This window comes from Haloarcula sp. KBTZ06 (genome assembly GCF_048595605.1).
In the GTDB taxonomy this organism is placed as follows: Archaea; Halobacteriota; Halobacteria; order Halobacteriales; family Haloarculaceae; genus Haloarcula; species Haloarcula hispanica.
Genome location: NZ_CP184339.1, coordinates 1 through 18133, shown reverse-complemented (window position 1 = coordinate 18133; position 18133 = coordinate 1). Strand labels below are relative to the sequence as shown.

14 protein-coding genes are annotated in these 18133 nt (G+C 59.7%); 5 read left to right on the top strand and 9 right to left on the bottom strand.

All coding sequences use genetic code 11. The annotated features are described in order from the left end of the window. Positions 1–30: 30 nt before the first annotated feature. Together ACNO8S_RS16710 and ACNO8S_RS16705 are read right to left on the bottom strand one after the other, a co-directional pair. A complete protein-coding gene (locus tag ACNO8S_RS16710) occupies positions 31–2583 on the bottom strand; it encodes a GcvT family protein (RefSeq protein ID WP_420182940.1) in 2553 nt (850 codons plus the stop codon). 216 nt (positions 2584–2799) lie between these two features. Continuing rightward, positions 2800–5370 carry a GcvT family protein gene (locus tag ACNO8S_RS16705; protein WP_151147355.1) on the bottom strand — a complete coding sequence of 857 codons (2571 nt, stop codon included), beginning with the start codon at positions 5368–5370 and terminating at the stop codon, positions 2800–2802. Between the two features lie 367 nt (positions 5371–5737). Between ACNO8S_RS16705 and ACNO8S_RS16700 the strand changes: the two genes are divergently transcribed. From ACNO8S_RS16700 to ACNO8S_RS16690, 3 genes are all read left to right on the top strand, one after another. Further along, entirely contained in the window at positions 5738–6694 is a 957-nt protein-coding gene (locus ACNO8S_RS16700; protein WP_420182939.1) for a succinylglutamate desuccinylase/aspartoacylase family protein, read from the top strand. A 138-nt stretch (positions 6695–6832) separates the two neighbouring features. After that, on the top strand, positions 6833–7999 hold the full coding sequence (locus ACNO8S_RS16695) for a hypothetical protein (protein WP_420182938.1): 1167 nt from the start codon (positions 6833–6835) through the stop codon (positions 7997–7999). A gap of 78 nt (positions 8000–8077) precedes the next feature. After that, positions 8078–8938 carry a methylenetetrahydrofolate reductase gene (locus tag ACNO8S_RS16690; protein WP_420182937.1) on the top strand — a complete coding sequence of 287 codons (861 nt, stop codon included), beginning with the start codon at positions 8078–8080 and terminating at the stop codon, positions 8936–8938. Between the two features lie 293 nt (positions 8939–9231). On the opposite strand, the gene ACNO8S_RS16685 is transcribed toward ACNO8S_RS16690, so the two are convergent. Then, on the bottom strand, positions 9232–10608 hold the full coding sequence (locus ACNO8S_RS16685; RefSeq protein ID WP_014031189.1) for a glycine cleavage system protein T: 1377 nt from the start codon (positions 10606–10608) through the stop codon (positions 9232–9234). A 236-nt stretch (positions 10609–10844) separates the two neighbouring features. After that, on the bottom strand, positions 10845–11342 hold the full coding sequence (locus ACNO8S_RS16680; RefSeq protein ID WP_050006942.1) for a dihydrofolate reductase: 498 nt from the start codon (positions 11340–11342) through the stop codon (positions 10845–10847). 334 nt (positions 11343–11676) lie between these two features. Between ACNO8S_RS16680 and ACNO8S_RS16675 the strand changes: the two genes are divergently transcribed. Then, entirely contained in the window at positions 11677–11952 is a 276-nt protein-coding gene (locus ACNO8S_RS16675) for a hypothetical protein (RefSeq protein WP_014031191.1), read from the top strand. Positions 11953–12123: 171 nt separating this feature from the next. Here ACNO8S_RS16675 and ACNO8S_RS16670 read toward each other — a convergent pair whose 3' ends face one another. Then, positions 12124–12777 carry a helix-turn-helix domain-containing protein gene (locus ACNO8S_RS16670; protein ID WP_014031192.1) on the bottom strand — a complete coding sequence of 218 codons (654 nt, stop codon included), beginning with the start codon at positions 12775–12777 and terminating at the stop codon, positions 12124–12126. Between the two features lie 409 nt (positions 12778–13186). Between ACNO8S_RS16670 and ACNO8S_RS16665 the strand changes: the two genes are divergently transcribed. Continuing rightward, positions 13187–13354 carry a hypothetical protein gene (locus ACNO8S_RS16665; protein ID WP_008312034.1) on the top strand — a complete coding sequence of 56 codons (168 nt, stop codon included), beginning with the start codon at positions 13187–13189 and terminating at the stop codon, positions 13352–13354. 134 nt (positions 13355–13488) lie between these two features. Here the strand turns inward: ACNO8S_RS16665 and ACNO8S_RS16660 are convergent, their stop codons facing one another. The 4 genes from ACNO8S_RS16660 to ACNO8S_RS16645 form a co-directional block, all read right to left on the bottom strand. Next, the gene (locus ACNO8S_RS16660; protein ID WP_420182936.1) at positions 13489–14589 is read right to left on the bottom strand and encodes a carbon-nitrogen hydrolase family protein; all 1101 of its coding nucleotides are present in this window, start codon (positions 14587–14589) and stop codon (positions 13489–13491) included. 102 nt (positions 14590–14691) lie between these two features. After that, positions 14692–15930 (bottom strand): MFS transporter, encoded by a 1239-nt coding sequence (locus tag ACNO8S_RS16655; RefSeq protein WP_420182935.1) that lies wholly within the window; start codon positions 15928–15930, stop codon positions 14692–14694. A 146-nt stretch (positions 15931–16076) separates the two neighbouring features. Then, a complete protein-coding gene (locus ACNO8S_RS16650; RefSeq protein ID WP_420183005.1) occupies positions 16077–16778 on the bottom strand; it encodes an aldehyde dehydrogenase family protein in 702 nt (233 codons plus the stop codon). A 156-nt stretch (positions 16779–16934) separates the two neighbouring features. After that, positions 16935–17717, bottom strand: coding sequence for an IclR family transcriptional regulator (locus ACNO8S_RS16645; protein WP_420182934.1), 783 nt, complete (start codon positions 17715–17717; stop codon positions 16935–16937). Positions 17718–18133: the final 416 nt, after the last annotated feature.

Here is an 18133-nt window from a genome sequence, read left to right as displayed (position 1 = left end):
TCAAAGTTGGTGGGTCGGTGCGCTGGCCTGTCATCTGGTGATGCGCTCCCGAGCCGGATCGAACAGCGGCTCGTCCCGCACCGTCGCGTCGTAGGTCTCACCCTCACACTGGATCTGGACTGATGTGCCGGTTTCGGCGTATTCGGTCGGAGCGTACGTGTACGCGATTGATTCGTCGATGCTGTAGCCGTAGTTTCCGGCTTGCACGTAGCCGATGGCCTCGCCGTCTTTCAGCACCGGCCGCCCACTCAGCATGATGTCCGTCGAGTCGTCGAGCGTGACCGGCGTGATTTTGCTGTCGATACCTGCCTTGCGTGCGGCCTCCAGAGCTTCTTTGCCGATGAAGTCTGTGTCCATGTCGACAGCGAAGGGGAGTCCAGCTTCGAAGGGGTTCGAGTCCGTGTCGATGTCCGTCCCCCAGAGGCGGTAGCCTTTCTCTAACCGCATTGAACTGAGTGCACCGCCGCCCATCGGCCGGACACCGAGGTCCTCTCCGGCGTCCTGTAGCGTCTCCCAGAGGCGCTGGCCGTACTCTGTCGGTGCCCACAGCTCCCAGCCGAGTTCGCCCACGTACGAGACCCGGAGCGCGATGACCGGGACGTCGCCGACGTACATCTGCTTGGCCCAGAAGTAGGGGAACCCTTCGTTGGTCACGTCCGTGTCGGTACACCGCTGGAGGAGGAGCCGCGAATTCGGCCCCCAGAGGCCGATTGTGGATTTCGCGCCTTCCTCGACGTGGACCGACACCGTCTCGGGGGCCTCGTCTTCCAGGTGACCGCCGTGGATGCCGGGGGAGTTCCCGCCGCCGGTCGTCACCATGAACTCCTCGTCGTCGAGTTTGACGACCGTGATGTCCGCGAGAATGCCACCGCCCTCGTTCAACAGCAGCGAGTAGCGGACCTGCCCGACGTCGAGATCCATGTCGTTGCTACAGACCCGCTGGAGGAACGCCTGGCTCCCCTCGCCTTCGACCATGATCGAACTGAACGTCGTCATGTCGAACATCGACACCTTGTCGCGGGTGTGGAGATGCTCGGCGGCCTCGATTTTCGAACGGTTGATGCCCTGCCAACCGTTCTGGGCGGGAATCCGGTCGTCGTACTTCTCGACCAAGTCGGCGTTCGACTCGTACCACTGTGGCGTCTCCCAGCCGCCGCTCTGGTAGAACTCCGCGCCGAGTTCCTTTTGCTGGTGGTAGAACGGACTCGTCCGGAGCCCCCGGTGGTCGTCGGGCTGCCACCGCGGCTCGACGATACTATACACCTGCTCGTACCGCTTGGCCCCGCGGTCCACGAAGTAGTCCTTCTCGCCCGCGTGCGGTTCGAACCGTCGGACGTGAATGCCGCCGGTGTCGACCGGGCCGGACGGCAGTCTGGGAACGCCGTTTTCCATCCACTCGGCAAGGATGCGGCCGTAGCCCCCGGAGTGGGTCCACCAGATAGCCAGTCCGGTCCAGAGGCCGTCGACCTGCGCCGCCTCGCCGACGGCCGGCATCCCGTCGGGCGTGAATACGAAGATACCGTTCTCGGTGGCCTCGTATTCCACGTCCTGTGTCGCCGGCAGCAGTTCGTCGAAGGCCTGCTTTGCCGACTTGTCTCGGCCGCGGTGGGTCGGTGTCTCCCAATGCTCCTTCGTGAACCCTCTAACTGACGCCTGGTGTTCCTCGGAGTTCTTCCCCATCGCCTCGGGGTCGACCGAGAGCGTCTCGTGGTTGTACGAGCCCATCCCGAGCGCGTCGCCGTGGGTCCGGAAGTACAGCGAGTGGTCCTGGTCGCGGCCGACTGGCTGGTGTGGCCCCTCGCTCATGTACTCCGCGATGGAGCGGTCGCCCGGCACGTCCAGCCCGGTCGTGTTGTCGCCGACCGAGGATTCGGCGTCGGCGAGTTCGTCCATCGGTTCGGTGACGACGTACTGGTGCTCCACTGGCGCAATCGGGAGGTCGAGCCCGGCCAGCTGGCCGGTCTGGTAGCCCCAGTTGTTCGTCGCGATGACCGCTCGCTCGCAGTCGATGCGGCCCTGATCGGTCTCGACCGCGTTGATTTCACCCCCCGAAACATCCAGATCCGTGACCTCCGTGTTCCCGTAGAACGACGCCGAAGAGTTTTCCATATACCACTGGAGCGCGCCGATGCCGTCGACGCGTCCATCAGTCGGCGAGTAGTAGCCACCGAGGATTTCGTCCTCGTCGACCATCGGAAGGTGCTCGGTGACTTCCTCGGGCGAGAGCAACTGCGGTTCCGGCAGCCCATAGGAAGTCGCCCATTCGACGCGTCGACGGAGGAAGTCCATGCGCTCCTCGCTCCGGGCCACTTCGATGCCACCGACCTCGTCGTAGACGTCGGCATCAGAGAGGAGCCGACTGGTGTAGTAGGCTGTCTTCGTCTGTATCTTCGACGGCGACGTCTGGAACATGATGCCGGGTGCGTGGACTGACGACCCGCCAGTGACGGGCAGCGGCCCCTGATCGATGACTGCGACGTCTTCCGCGCCGAGTTCCGTCAGGTGATACGCGACGCTACACCCAACGGCCCCGGCACCGATAACAACAGTATCCGCCCGAGACGGGGGAGTCTCTGTGCTCATGTATCTCGTTTGTGACTGTCTCTGTCATATTCTTAAATACACCGGTGGCCGGAACCCACGCAAAAAGAGAACGTCGGGTAGAGGAGTCACAGAGAGGTATTTCGACCAGTGTCGAGCCGTCGGGTATCAGTAGGTAGCGAGAAGAAACCGCAGTGCGGGACTGAACCACAGCGTGTTACAATCCCGATAGAACCAGCGGCTGGTCACAGACCGCTCTCAGACGAGCGGTTCCTCGCGGACGGTTGCGTCGTACCGCTCGCCCTCGTAGAGGATTTCGACGCTGGTCCCGGGTTCGGCGTACTCGGGCGGCAGGTACGTGTACGCGACGCAGGCCCCTTCGGTGTAACCGTACTCGGCGCTGTGGAGATAGCCGATAGTCTCGTCGCCGTCGAGGACTGGCTTGTTGTCCAGCACGACGGCATCCTCGTCGTCGAGCGTCAGGCACGCGACCTTGTGGTCGATGTTGTCGCCGTCGGCGGCCGCGGCGACGGCCTCCTTGCCGATGAAGTCGGTTTCGAGGTCGACGGCCCACCCGAGGCCGGCCTCGTACGGGTTGTGCTCCGTGTGGAGGTCCTTCCCCCAGAGGCGGAAGCCTTTCTCGATTCGCAGCGAGTTCAGCGCGCCGTTGCCATAGGGCCGGATACCGTACTCCTCGCCGGCCTCCATGATGTGCTCCCAGAGGCGTTCGCCGTACTCCGAGGGCGTGTAGAACTCCCAGCCGAGTTCGCCCGCGTAGGAGACGCGGAGCGCGGTGACGGGAATGTTCTTCACGAAGAACTGCTGGCTCGTGAAGAACGGGAAGGCGTCGTCGGAGAGGTCGACGTCGGTGATCTTCGAGAGGACCTTCCGGGCGTTCGGGCCGGTACAGACCATCGCCGCCAGGCTGGAGGTCACGTCGTTGACGACCACGTCGTCGGGGGACTGCTCGCGCACCCACGCGACATGGTTGTTCCCGACTTCGCGGCCGGTCGTCAACAGGAGGTAGCGGTCCTCGTCGGTTCGCGTGACCGTGATGTCCGCTCGTACGCCGCCGGCCTCGTTACACATCAGCGTGTACTTCACGTCGCCCACGTCGATATCCATGTCATTCGTACAGAGGTACTGGACGAACTCGCCGGCGTCGCTCCCGATGACCTCTATCTTGTTGAAGGAAGTCATGTCGTGGAGGCCGACGTTCTCCCGGACGTTCAGCGCCTCAGCGCCTTCGATGGGGGACCAGTACTTCGCTTCCCAGCCCTCGCGGTCGGGGATCTGGTCACCGTACTCCGCCAGCAGGTCGGCATTTGAGTCGAACCAGTGGGGTTCCTCCCAGCCGGCCTCGGCCCACAGTTCGGCGTCGTACTTCTTGTGGGTGTGGTACATCGGAGTCCGACGGATGTCCCGCTGTTTGTCGGTCCAGACCCACTTGGGGTGCATGATGTTGTAGACGATGCGGTACTCCTCGCCGCCGATGTCCCGAGCGAAGTCCCAACTGCCCTCGTGCTCGTCGAAGCGGTTCACGTCGCAGTGGGCGAGGTCAATCGGGCCGTCAGGGAGGCGCGGGACGCCGTGTTCCATCCACTCGGCGAGCGCTTTGCCGGCACCGCCGGCGTGGGTGACCCAGATGGCCGCCGCCGTCCAGAGGCCGTCGTACTCCTGGACGGGCCCCATCACGGGGAGTCCGTTGGGCGACTCCGCGAACATGCCGTTGTACTTGTGTTCGAGTTCCTTGCCGGCCGTCGCGGGCAACAGCTCGTCGCTGGCCTGTCGCGGGGCCTTGTCCGGCCGGTCCGGATGTGTCGCGTTGTCCATGTGGTAGTCCGTGAACTCGTGGACCGAGCCCTGCTCGCCGTCGGGGTCGTTGCCGCCGAGGTCCTGTGGATCGGGCACGATTGGCTCGTGGTTGTACGAGCCGATACCGTAGGAGTCCCCGTGGTTCCGGTAGTACATCGCGTTGTCCTGGTCGCGGAGAATCGGCCGGTCCGGACCCACGAGGAGCCGTTTTGCCTTCTCCCCGGAGACGTTCTCGTAGTTCTCGAACAGCGGGTGGTCCGTGATGTCGACCGCGCTGTCGGCCAGTTCGTCGAGGGACTCCGTCATCGTGTACTGGTGCTCGACCGGCGTCACCGGCAGGTGTACGTCGAGTTTCTCGCCGAGCTGGCGAGCCCAGATGTTCGTCGCGACGACGACCTCGTTACACTCGATACTACCGTTCTCCGTGACGACGGCCTGGACCTCGCCGTCCGCTGTTTCGACGTCCTCGGTGCGCGTGTGCGGCACGAACTTCGCGCCCCCGTCCATCGCTTCCCTGGCCAGTGCGTCACACGCGACGACGCCCGAGACCTGCCCGTCCGTCGGGGAGTAGTAGCCGCCCTTGATCTGGTCGGCGTCGACCAGCGGGAGGTGCTCGGTGACTTCTTCGGGCGAGAGCAACTGCGGGTCCTCGATGCCCCAGGCCTTGGCGTATTCGACGCGACGCTGGAGGAAGTCCATGCGCTCCTCGCTGCGCGCGACTTCGATGCCGCCTGTTTCGTTGTAGGCCTGCTGCCCATCCGCGCCCTCGAGGTCCGAGTACAGCCGACGGCTGTAGTCCGCAAACTGGCTGAGGACTTTCGGCTCCGCGGTCTGGAACATGATTCCGGGAGCGTGGGTGGATGATCCACCAGTGGTTGGCATCGGCCCCTGGTCGACTACGACCACGTCCTCACGGCCGAGCGCTGTCAGCTGGTAGGCGATGTTGCAGCCGACGATTCCGGCACCGACGATGACGGTATCGGCCTGGGTCGGCAGGCTATCGGTAGGCTCCATGACTCTGGGTAGAACGTGCTATGGCGTGGCAATATAGCTACCGCCTGGTCCACCTCCTTTGCAAACTGACATCGCATTATCACGTAGTGTTTCAGAATAACAGGAGTACCATTGTTAATAGATTTGGGTCCCCTGTGGTGATTGTCGCTTCCGGTCAGAAACTCCGAGCAGTGTCCAACACGCTATTGTACTGTCAAGTTATATGTTAACAGCCCTCTGTGATTTTTATGATACGGGGTTTCACACCGGCGACAGCCGCTCTACCGGTCAGTGGTTCTGTTCCGAAGGAGTATCACAGCACCGCTCCGTGTGGCCCAGCGACGCTCCTACTCCCAGCGCTTTTGCCTGCGCGCCGCCGGGCATCGATATGGACTACACCGCCGTCACGCACACGACGACTGACCGACGGCTCGGGAGACTCCCGTCAGGACGAGCCGTGTCCGTGACTGTCCACCGGTACGTCGGCAGCCCCGGGCCGACAGTGTATATTCAGGCGGCGCAACACGGCATCGAACTCAACGGCCCAGCCGCGTTACGGCGACTGCACGACCGCCTGACCGACGCGGCTATCGCCGGGACAGTACTTGTCATCCCAGTCGTGAACCAGCTCGCGTTCGATCACCGGTCGTACATGACCCCCGGCGAGTACGACGTGATGAACCCGAACCTGAACCGCGTGTGGCCGGGAGACGAGTCCGGAAGCCTACAGGAACAGTTTGCCGCTCGGCTGTGGGAACTCGTAAAAGACGCGGACGCCGCGGTCGATCTCCACACCGGCACGGCAGATATGCTGGAACACGTCAGATGCCGGGCGGGCGACCCGGCCGCCGAGCGCCTCGCCGAAGCGTTCGGTACTTCCTACAGAATCACCGACGAGTCCGAGGACACCGGCGACGACGGCTCTGGCGGGACGTTCCGTGCTGCGGCTGCGGCAGCCGGAATTCCGGTTATCACGGCGGAGCTATCGAACAGTCGCCGGATAGCACAGGACGCGGTTGCGGCTGGTGTCGACGGGATACAGAATCTCCTGCGCGAGTGGGCAGTCCTCCCGGCAGAGCCGGAGTCGAAGGCGGCACAGACGGTACTCCGAAACGACGCGGAGCCGGTCACCGCGTCGGAATCGGGATTGTTCGAATGTCGGCCGGACATCACCGTCGGTGACACTGTCGACGCCGGGGAGCGACTGGGGGCTGTCTACGAACCCTCCTCGTTCGAGCAACAACAGGTCGTCTCACCGACAGAACGAGGAGTGATATTCTCGCTTGCCAGGGAGTCTGTCGTCGTGAAAGGGGAACGCCTCGCAGGCATCGCGACACCGCGATAACCGAGACGTATCCGAGGAGCCGCCTGCGGGCACTGTTTCAGACGTGTGTTGCTAGCCGTAGTTTTGGGGAAGTTTATAAATGGGTTCGGTATTCCACACCTATCTCTACACCATAACGTGTCATAGTCACTCAATGACATGGGACTTCACACCGCATTCACGGCGCTCGCGGAGGTCATCGATGCGTACGAATCCCGCGGTCGGTCCATCGAGACCGTCGAAGCATTGCCGGCCGACACCGGTGATGCAGTCCTCGATGTGACGGTGGCGATGCCGGTCTCGCTGCGTTCCGGCGGCGGCGCTGACGAAGGTCTCAGCCCGGAGACGGCGAATCTAACCGACAGTGGTGACCTCGAAGTCACGTTCTCACCGTCGGCCACTGAACTTCCGTCGACCGCTGGGACCTCACTGTCGATAGGTGATGCCTCGGCGACGGTTACTGACGACGGCTTGCTCCTGACGGTAGAGCTGACAATTGATGCCATGGGCGCGCCAGACGAGGCAGCCAGCGTCGACTGTGGGCCTGACCAGGCTAGCCCCGCCGACGCGACGACGGTCCGCGCAGTGAGTTCGGCTGGCACCGACGGTGGTACCTCACTCGCTGATTCTGCTATCTCTGATGCAGAATCTGTCAGTGAGGGAGGCGACGGTACACGGGAAAGCCCACAGTCTGACGGCGCGGCTACAGCGGCTCCCCAGTCTGGTGGCGAGAACGACTCTGAATCCGGCCCGTTCGCCGCCGTCCGCGACGACTCCGTCCCACCGTACGAGGACACCGACTACCTGCAAGCACTGTACGACGAGTGTGACAACTTCAGGGAGATCGCCGAGCAGATACAGATGGACGTCTCCTCCGAGACGGTCCGCCGGTACATGATAGAAGCGGACATCCACGTCCCAAACACGTACAACACATCCAGCGATGACGAGAAAGAACCATCGGCCAAATCAGGGACCTCGGATGAGGACGAGCAGGTCAACATGGTCGAGCCTGTCTCAGCCGAGTCGCCCGGTCCCGCCGAAGAATCGGTCGGAGAACTCCCCGATGAGCAACTGGTCACCGACGGGATTGGACTCCCAGCTGATGTCCAGCTGCAAGACGTCGCGGACGCGGTCATCGATTCCGACACGGTGTACGAGGTACAGCGATGCCTGAGTCTCGACCGTGGCCAGACCCGGGACCTGCTGGAGCAACTCAATCTGTTAGATCTCGTCCTCTGCCGGCTCGCGGACGAACCGGACCATGCTGTCTCCTACGGGACTGTGGCCAGTCGGATCCGGCAGTGTGCGCCTCATAGCGCGTGATAGAAGCGATTTCTTATAAATGGGTTCGATGCCCCACCCACAGAGAAAAGTACGGGTGCGCCTTATGTCTGGCAACTCATGGCCCTCGGAACACGCGCTGTCTCAGACAGTCAGGGTGTCCGGACGCTGCTGACGAGCGCCCGGTTCGAACTGATGCCGTTCGAGAGCTTCGACGAGGAGATTACCCACCTCCCCGACAATGCGACGATCGCAATCACGACCTCACCACAACTCGGCATCGAGAAAACCGTCGAAAAGACGGAGGAAGCCGCCGAAATGGGGTTCGATGTCGTGCCGCACATCGCGGCCCGGTATGTGGAAGACCAGGAGCAACTCGAAGCGATCGCCGAGCGACTGGAGCAGGCAGGCATCACGGACATCTTCGTCCCAGGAGGTGACCGCGAGGAACCGGCCGGTGAGTACGAGTCGGCGCACGACCTGCTCGAAGCGCTCGCAGAGACCGAATACTCCTTCGAGGAAGTCGGAATCACGGGCTACCCCGAGGGCCACGACTTCATCGACGACGAGACGCTGGCGGAGTCGATGGCACAGAAAGCGCCGTACGCGACATACATCGTCACCCAGCTCTGTTACGATCCAGATGCAGTGCTAGAGTGGGTCGAGGGCATCCGTGCTCGCGGTATCGAACTCCCGGTCGAAGTCGGTATCCCGGGCGTGATGAACTACCAGCGCCTGATGCAAATCTCTCAAAAGGTCGGTGTCGGTGATTCGATCAAGTTCCTCAGGAAGACGACGGGCATTCTCGGGTTCGTCAAGCAACTGGTCGGCTCCCGCGGGACCTACGAACCCGACGAACTCATCGACGGCCTCGCGCCCTACGTCGGAGACGACGAGTACAACATCCGCGGCGTCCACATCTACACGTTCAATCAGACGCCTGATACGGAAAAATGGCGGCACAACCGTCTCGACTCCTGAAACCGATCTACTTACTGTCCGGCCTCGGGCCACCCAGCTACAACTACCTGTTTTCGACCGTCTCGCTGGCAGAGACCGCCAGCGAGCCATACGGTGGCCAGAGATCCCCAACGCAGTCCAGCAAGAAACGTGAAGTGAGATTTTCCGGGCAGCATCTATACGGCCGCGGAACTGCAGGAGAGGGGGCGGAGGGCTACAACGGCATCAGTGAAAACCGGGCGCGGCAGTCGGGAGGTAAAATAGCGGCGGACGACAGGTGGGTGTGCGGACTGCTGGGACAGACGGAGTGGGGATTAGTCGTCGCTTTCGGCCTCTTTCCGGGCGTTGAGCTTCGCCTGCTCACGGGCGCTCGGGTTGACAGACTCCTTGAACGGCACTTTCGCGGCGGTCGCGAACACCGGCTCACCGGGCTCGTCGGCGTACTCGTCGGGGAGATGGACCTGGAACTCCAGATCAAGTTCCTCGTCGTAGATCTCGTCGTTGAGCGGCGTGTCGGTGACTTCCTGAATCTTCTCGGCCGGGACGAATCCCATCCCGATGTTGGTTTCGAGATCCGGGTTCCACCACGGCGAGGTGAGGTAGCCACACTCTTCGCCCGTGTCCGGGTCGGAGATGAGCCAGAAGTCGGGGGCGTAGTCACGGATCGGCTCGCCAGCGATCTTCAGGCCGATGAGCTTGTGCTCGAACGGGTAGTTGCCGTTCTCGATCTGGTCTTTCTGCTCTTCGAGGACCTCTTTGCCGATGTAGTCGGCCTCCTTGTCGTCGGGAACGTGGTAGCCCAGGTTGACCTGGAACGGCGAGGTCTCGTGGTCGAGGTCCTGGCCCCAGGACATGATACCGGCGGCGATCCGGCGGTGGTGTCCCGGTGCGATCTGGCGACCGTCGTGGTCTTTGACGGACTCCATGACGGGGTCCCAGACCTGTTCGGCGTTTTCCATCGCGTCTTTGACGTAGACCTCGAAGCCTTTCTCACCCGAGAAGCCGGTCTGGCTGATCAACACATCACAGCCGTTGATTTCGGCGTCCATCAGGCCGTAGTACGGGACGTCTTTGACCTTGTCGCCGACGACGTCGACCATCACGTCGAGCGCCCTCGGGCCCTGAATCTGCATCGGAGCCACGTCGATCTCATCGATTTCGACGTCGAAGTCGTTGTCGACGTTGACGCCCTGCAGCCACTGCATCAGCGTCGAGTCCGAGATAGAGAACCAGAACTCGTCTTCCTCGGGGCGCAGGAGAACGGGGTCGTTCAGGACGCCGCCGTCCTCGTTACAGAGGATGACGTACTTTCCGTCCATGGCGTCCATACCTGTCACGTCGCGGGTGACGACGTAGTTCGTCAGCGCCTCGGCGTCGGGCCCTTTGACCCGAATCTGTCGCTCTACGGCGACGTCCCAGAGGGTGACGGTGTTGGTCAGTGCGTCGTACTCCTTCATCACGCCGCCGTCCTCGGGCTCGATGAGACCGCGCGGGTGATAGAGGCGGTTGTAGACGGTCGCCCGCCAGGCACCCTCCTCGTTGAACGACTTGTGGAAGAACGGGGACTTTCGAACGCGCGTTGACACCAACATCTCGATGTTGGGGTCACCAGTCTGGCGGAGGTTACGGGGGACAGTCCGATCTGACTGGTCGACACTGGGATGGTTAGGATGTTCCTCGTTACCGGTCATGCCTATGAAAGAAGATGTGAAATACTAATAAAGGATATTGTTACTTGCTTCTGGGTTTTATATGCGGGAGGGACTTTGCGGGCAATTTCGACACTCACAACCGTTGTTTAACAGCCCCAGAACATGAATATTCAACAGTATCTGGTATCTCGCTACTCGGCTGAAACTGGTAGCTGTAGTACGAAACGACCGGCACGGAACACGACCGAGCGGTTGGTGTGACTGTTCGGCAGATATCAGTCCGGGTCACTGCTGACTCGGGTGTATTTGACGATGTCGAAGTCGCTGTGTATCGTTCGTTCCGTCTCGGACCAGCGCGACCAGTCGACGGTCGGGAAGACCGTATCGCCGTCGAACGCTGCCGTTAGTTCGGTGAGGATTAGCTCGTCGGCCTTTGGGAGAAACTGCTCGTACACAGTAGCGCCGCCAATGACATACGTCGTAGATGCGCCGCTGTTGGCCGCTTCGGTCAACGCCGCCGTCGTCGAGGTGACAGCCGTGACACTGTCAGGAAGGTGACGCGGCGTCGTAGTCAGAACAATGTTCAATCGCTCCGGGAGTGGGCCGTCGAGATCACGGCGGATGCTCTCAAAGGTACGCCGGCCCATAATCACCGGATGACCGATAGTCGTCTGTTTGAAATGTATCAGATCCTCGGGATACTGCCACGGAATGTCGCCGCCGGCACCGATCACGCCGTTAGTCGCAACAGCGGCGATCAGCGAGAGTTTCATACGTACCTCTTTGTCGGGCTGCTGGTAATAAGTCCGTCCCACCGACGAGCGAGGCCACCGCTCGAAACCGACGCATCAAATCCGCTGCCCGAGCTATAGTAACAATTGAAACGATGTACACACTGATCGCACTGCCGCCGTGCGATCAGGTGTGCATTGATTTTCAATGGCTACTATACGGACATTGTTTCAAGTGACAGCAAGTCGTATTCTGGAACTGGAATCCTGCCGTTTGGATCTGAACCAGTGGGATGTCGCCACACCAATGCTAGCCCGGACCTTGATAGCGTATCTCGCGCGCGACTTATGAGGTACCAGCCATATAAAACGCCGTATGGATACGATTCACCTGTCGCCCGGTCCCGCCGCTGCTCAGGCGTTTCGCCTGGGAATTATCGCGAGCGCGGTCGGTGGACTCGCCGGGATTGCGACACTGTACTGGCTAGACGTCCTGACACCGGTGTTTGCTGGATACGCACTTGTTCTCTTGTTCCCCGTGTATCTTGTCTTCGCCGCAACAGCGTTGAGCGTGTGGTTGGGATACAACAAAGACGCGAAAGCATTGCGACCGGTCTACCGTCAAAAGGATTCGAGCGGGCGATCCGAGTAAACACCACGGTTAGATAGGTCCAGTATCTGCATCAATGACTCTATTTTCGATATTTGTGTGCACATACACCAGGATACAGTTTCAAATGCGATTCGATGTCACGAGAGTTGGTTTAAATCGGTAAAACGATTGGAACGCCTTCCGAGCGCTCCCAGTGGCGGAACTGTGGACTCACTCCTTTCTGTCGATTATTGTTGCTGCAATGAGGTTCCGCATACCCCGCCGGAGACGGCCGCTCATCGCTGTCGAGGACAGTCCGATTTCGTCGGCGACTTCGTTCAAGGAGATATCCCTGGGTTCGCCGAAATAACCGTTTTCGTATGCGGTTGTCAGTGCGGTCCGCTGCTCATCGGTCAAGCCGTACGACGACTCGCCGCCGGTGTCCGTGTTTCCGTAGATTTCGATGATATCGAGCGAGATGTCGTTCTCGTTGGCATACTCCCAGATCGTGTTGAGTGCCTCTCGGTCGGGGAGGAGGAGTCGGACGAGCCATCCGTTGCCCTTCGTTTCGGTATGGACGAGAAATCCGTTGACATCCGTGACGACAGAGCTGATGAGTTTCGTTTCGGGGGTGTGTTCGATGTAGTATATGCCGGTCTGGTCGGTCCAGTCGACGAGTTCGTAGCTCTGGACTGTCGGGTCGGCATCGAGCATCTCTTCGAGTCGGTCTCTGTCACGATACTCGATGAGGAATGGAAACACGGTGGAGCCCGGATCAGTATTCCCCTGTGTAATGACACGTATCGCTATGTCTTCGAGGTTCTGTAACGTTGGAACCAGAGCGAGGCGTTCGTGTTCGATGTGTATTTTCGTCGTTATTGACATTTTGTGGTACGGAGATTACAATCGAAGCGTCAAAGACGAATACCAGTTCGACAACGGAGCACTATCATCTGTGAACTGCTGTATGTACGCGGGGTCTCCACGTCAATGTTTACATGCACAGGTGCACACACGAGGGCAAAAATAAAAAGCTGACTGCCGTCCCAAATAGCTCCTATCGTGTTCGTGAGACTGTGTTTTCGCCAATGAGAACGAGTCTATGGATGCAGTCTAAGCGACGAAGCAACGAGAAACAACTCAGAAGTTATATGTCATGGACCCATTTAATTCGGCGAGCAGCATACGTCTCTATCGGAATCTGTATTAACAATCGTTTATAATTTTCCGTAATAAACACCCGTAATTATCCTACAATGAGCTTAGAAGGCTGTACCCAGTATACTATATTGATATGAGTGAACCACAAAACCAATCCACCGCGGATAGCGAGTTCTCAAACGCCGATTTCTATCTACCGGCAGTCGCGCTACCACCGAACTTCGGTCGTATCGAGGCGGCTGTTTCCGACCTCTTCGACTTCCACGGCGTCGTGCTGATTCCGGACAGTTACAATAAGTAACTCAGCCGCGTAGCATGTGTGGTTTATTTGAGAGCTACCTATAGTAACAATTGAAACGATGTACACACTGATCGCACTGCCGTCGGGCGATCAGGTGTGCATTGATTTTCAATGGCTACTATAACTAATCGTGGTTAGTCGGTCAGTTTATCGGCGACCGCTTCGACAGCCTCGACAGGAACGTCGTACTCGTCGGCGACCGCTTGTGCCTGTGCTGCCGAGAGTGAACCGGTTCCGGCGACTGCATTTTCGCTGGGTTCTCGCGGCTGTGAGGCCGCCAACGTTTCGTCGTTGATAGACAGGCTCACTGCGTCCCAGCGGGTGTAGTGACCCACCGCATCGAAGTACGCCTTTGTCGCCCGCCGTTCGTCGTCCTGGAACTCGGCAGTCAGGAGTCCCTCCTCACCAACCAGCGGACCGGCTTTGACGATCCCTGCCGGGTTGATGAGCATACTCCCGCCCGCGGCGACGTTGAACCCGAGTTCGTCCTCAGAGAAGCCGTCTGGAACAGCGTCGCTCATGTACGCCGAGCACGCGGCGACGAACGACTGGGTTTCGAAGGCGTACTCCCGCATGGCAGGATAGATATCGCAGGTATCCACGGCCTCGCTCGTCTCCGCTCGGGTCTTGTCCCCTGGATGACCGTGTTGTTCCCAGAAGCCGGGCCAGACGGCGGCGTGTATCTCCTCGCCCATTGCGGTCAGCGCTGCCTTCGAAAGCGTCATATGGTTCTCGTAGCAGATGAGGCCGCCGAGCCGTCCGACAGCCGTCTCGTACGTGGCCAGGCTGGATGGGTCGCCCCGACCCCAGATGGCTCGCTCCTCGTGGGTCGGCATCAGTTTCCGGTGTCGACCCATCAGCTCCCCCGTACTGTCGAAGTAAAACAGCGAATTGTAGAGCGTCTCGCTTCCCTGCCGGTCACTGATTTCGTTCGTGCCCAACACGAGCGTGAGGTCCGCCTCCGCGACTGCCTCACCGAGTACCTCGATAGCCTCGTCGTCGACGTGGAGACTGTTCTTCTGGAGGTCCACCATCAGGTCAGTCCATCTGGAGATAGAGACGCTGCCTCGCCAGTATGGGTATCCCGGGAAGTACGTCTCCGGGAAAACGACGATGTCTGCACCGTCCCGACCCGCCTGCTCGATGTACCGGCATGTCTTGTCTAGCGTTCCCTCCTTGTCGTGGTAGACGGGCTCTACCTGCGCGGCCGTGAGTGTGAACGATTCGGCTGGCATTCGTTTGCAATTCACAGGCTAGCATCAAATCAGTTGAGCCGATATCCCGGGGACGCGGCTTGAGAACTGTGTCGCGGTATACGGAGTCGAACACGTACTTTCCTACTGCCGTCCCGGCTCTGGGGCCTGCCAGGCGACGATGATACCGGCGACGGCGACCACGCCGGCCAGTAGAAACGCCGGCTCGAATCCGGCTCTGTTTACTACGGCTCCGCCGGCGATCGGTGCAACAAACGCCCCTGCCAGGCCGATACTGGTCTGGAACGCGACCGCCGTTGCAGCGACGCGCGGGTCAACGAGCTCTCGAACGTACGTGAACGAGAGGCCGAGCGTCAACTGGACCGCAAATCCGATCAACAGGAGGACAGCAACGAGCGGTGCCAGCGAGCGGAACTGCGTAAACCCGAGGAGAAGCGGAGCGGCGAGGCCGAACGACCACAACACGACCGGTCGCCGGCTTCCGTCAAAGACCCGATCCGAGATGAGTCCGCCGCTGATTCGAGATATGACGCCAACAGCGGGGAATACGGCAACGACGAGTCCGCTCACAGCCAGAGAGAAGCCAAGGCCTTGCGTGAGATACGACGAGCCCCAGCTATTTACGAACAGGTATAGCGCGTAGCCGAGGAAGCCGAGGATACCAACGAGCCAGACGCTCGGGCTCCGGAGTACTGCGCCGAATTCTTGTAAGGACGGGGCATCACCGCGGCTCCCGCCGTGCCCGCGACTCGCTGGCCAGAAGACGGCCAGGCCCGCGATTGCAGGACCAATGAAGGCCAGAAAGACAGCCGGCCAGCCGAACCGCTGGGCGATAAGCGGCCCCGTTCCCTGTCCGAGTGCGAAGCCGACCGGGCCACTGGCAGTGAAGATGCCGACTGCTGTCGCACGGTTGGAGCTTTCGACGGCCCGGCTCACCATGTCGATACCGGCGTTCCAGACGACGACGTACGCGGTGCCTCCCAGTACACGAGATGCAAGGATTGTCTCGTACTGGCCACGGCGGCCGGCTTGCCAGCCCCACATCCCTGCGATGACTAAGATGCCCACCGCAAGGGCCATCACACTCCTCGAATCAGTCCGGTCCAGCACAGCCCCGGCAGGGAGGCTGACGACGACAGCGGTGCCGAACATGACTCCGACGAGGAGGCCGGCGGCTGTCGGCCCGACCCGCAGTGAGTCCCGAATAAGCGGTGTGACGCTTGCGGGGACGATCTCGTATGCGGCCAATCCCATCGAAATCAGGCTCGCACCAGCCACGAGCCACCACGTCGAGTCGGCTGTTCGGACAGGTGTTTCGGCAGTGGTATCCGAAATATCGGAATCAGTAGCCTGTGGTGTCATTCTGTCGGGGAAGAGCGTTCGGTCATCGCACTGTCGTAGTTGGCACCGGATATAGTAGCCATTGAAAATCAATGCACACCTGATCGCACGACGGCAGTGCGATCAGTGTGTAAATCGTTTCAATTGTTACTATAGAAGTGAGAAGCTCAGTCAGTTCGAGTGGCGCACGTCTGGCGAGGAGTTCCCGAACAACACCGAAAAAACTGCTTGGTGAGGAGCGGTGGCGACTGAGAGTCACTGTTTCCGAATGAGATAACAGAGCGTATTGAAACCATGGGGCCTGAAGCGGATGATACAACAGAGTGGTTGCCGAGTGCGGCGTAGCACGAGCGTGGAACCCGCGGCACGACACCCAAACAGAAGCAGAAGAACAATCGGATATATAGACACTCACCTATAGTATAGGTATAAGCATATAGATATGATCTGGTATTTCCCAATTTTCGTTCTATCTTTTCGGTTATACTAACTACTAGTCTGAACCCAGTATTCGTTCGGAGCATATTCAGAAGAACTGTGCTAGATATGTTTATACTCACAAGAGGTGATACGTGATTCAGTATTTGTATTGCGTCTCCAGGGTTGGCTATCACATCAGAACAGTGTGTTTCATCGGGCATAGTCGAGGAGGGGTTACCGAGCGTGTACGATCCAGCCCGGGGCGCCAGTCGGTCGACGAACTCGTCGTGGATGTCTTTGTGGACGATGGCCCGCGACAGTGCGTCACAGACCTCACTGGTGCTGTAGTAGACGTATGCCGCGGCAGCGGCAACTACCGTTTCTACGTCCACATCGGGAAAGACACCGAGCGGCGACTTCCCGCCCAGTTCGAGAGTAACAGGAGCCATACGGGCGGCGGCGGTCTGCACTGTAGTCGAACCAGTCCCAGTTACCGATCCAGTCGTGCCAGTCGCTCCGGCAGACTCCGCAGGCGTCGACCTGAGCGACGACGCCATCCGGGTCCGACTCCGGGCGTTCGACGTCTTTCAACGTCGGCCACCCGTCTATCCGTCTATAGTACTGTATTCGTAGTACTGACTTCGAACTTCGATTTCGTTTTTCGTATATCGAAGCACCTCTAACAGATTTGCCATATACCTAGAAGTGAATCTATCTCTGGGTCCAGTGATACCGAGGGAGACCATGACCTCCTGTTCGTCGTTGAATATCGGAACGGCGACACCGCGAACGCCCCTGAGATGCTCCTCGTCGTCTATCGCGTAGCCCTGGTCACGGACTCGCTTGAGGGCCGCTTCGAGATCGGACCGGGATGACAGCGTGTTATCAGTCCCTTTCGGAAGTCCATGGTCGGCAACGATTTCGTTTCGTTTTTCGACCGGAAGATGCGCCAGAATAACTTTGCCCAGCGATGTCCAGTGCATCTCGGTGTGATTCCCGATAGGGATTTCGTCGCCCGCAGCCTTTCCGCCTGAACTCCTGTAGAGGATGACCCGCTGGCCGTTCTCTTCGATGCCGGCACCAGCAATCTCACCGGTCTCTCTGCTGAGTTCCTCAACTTTATTGCGAAGCAGTCGACCGATGTCTAGTCTCTGCCGAACGCTGCCTCCCAGCTCCAGAAAGCGGAAAGACCGGCGATACTGCCCGGATTCCTTGACGACGTAGTCACGCTGGACGAGTGTGTTGAGGTGAATAAACACAGTGCTTGTGGGGATATCCAGATGAGACGCGAGATCGGAGAGACCGACCGGTTCACGTTTTTCGAGCGCGGCGAGAATATCCAGCGTTGTCTCAACCGCACTGATCGTTTTGTTGTTTTGCGAGGCCATGGATGCGCTTTTTTTTGCAGAGTGAAATAGATTCCGCCGAGAGCCAAAATGTTTCCAATCACGTTGGAAAGTGGTACTATCCACCGATGTTGTCTATTCTAACATGAGTACGTATGTTATTTTCCTCGGCCTTGTCACTCGCGAAGGGTGACAACATACCACACGAGCATGTGGGACGTAAGATCCAGTCCCTAATTCAGCAGTTACAGTTACTCTAACGTCGCTTTGTGACATTCGTCTGTTCCACACGAGCGCAACAAGTGGCTTTCAATCTGGTTGAAAGGAATTGGAACCGCTCTGAGATCCCATTTTCCGCGAAGTAGTAGTTCTCTGCTCCGTCTTCTGTATCACGGAATGAGGTCGTACGTACGGGTGTGACGTTTGGGCCTCGGTTCAGAACCGCCGGCTACGCAGTC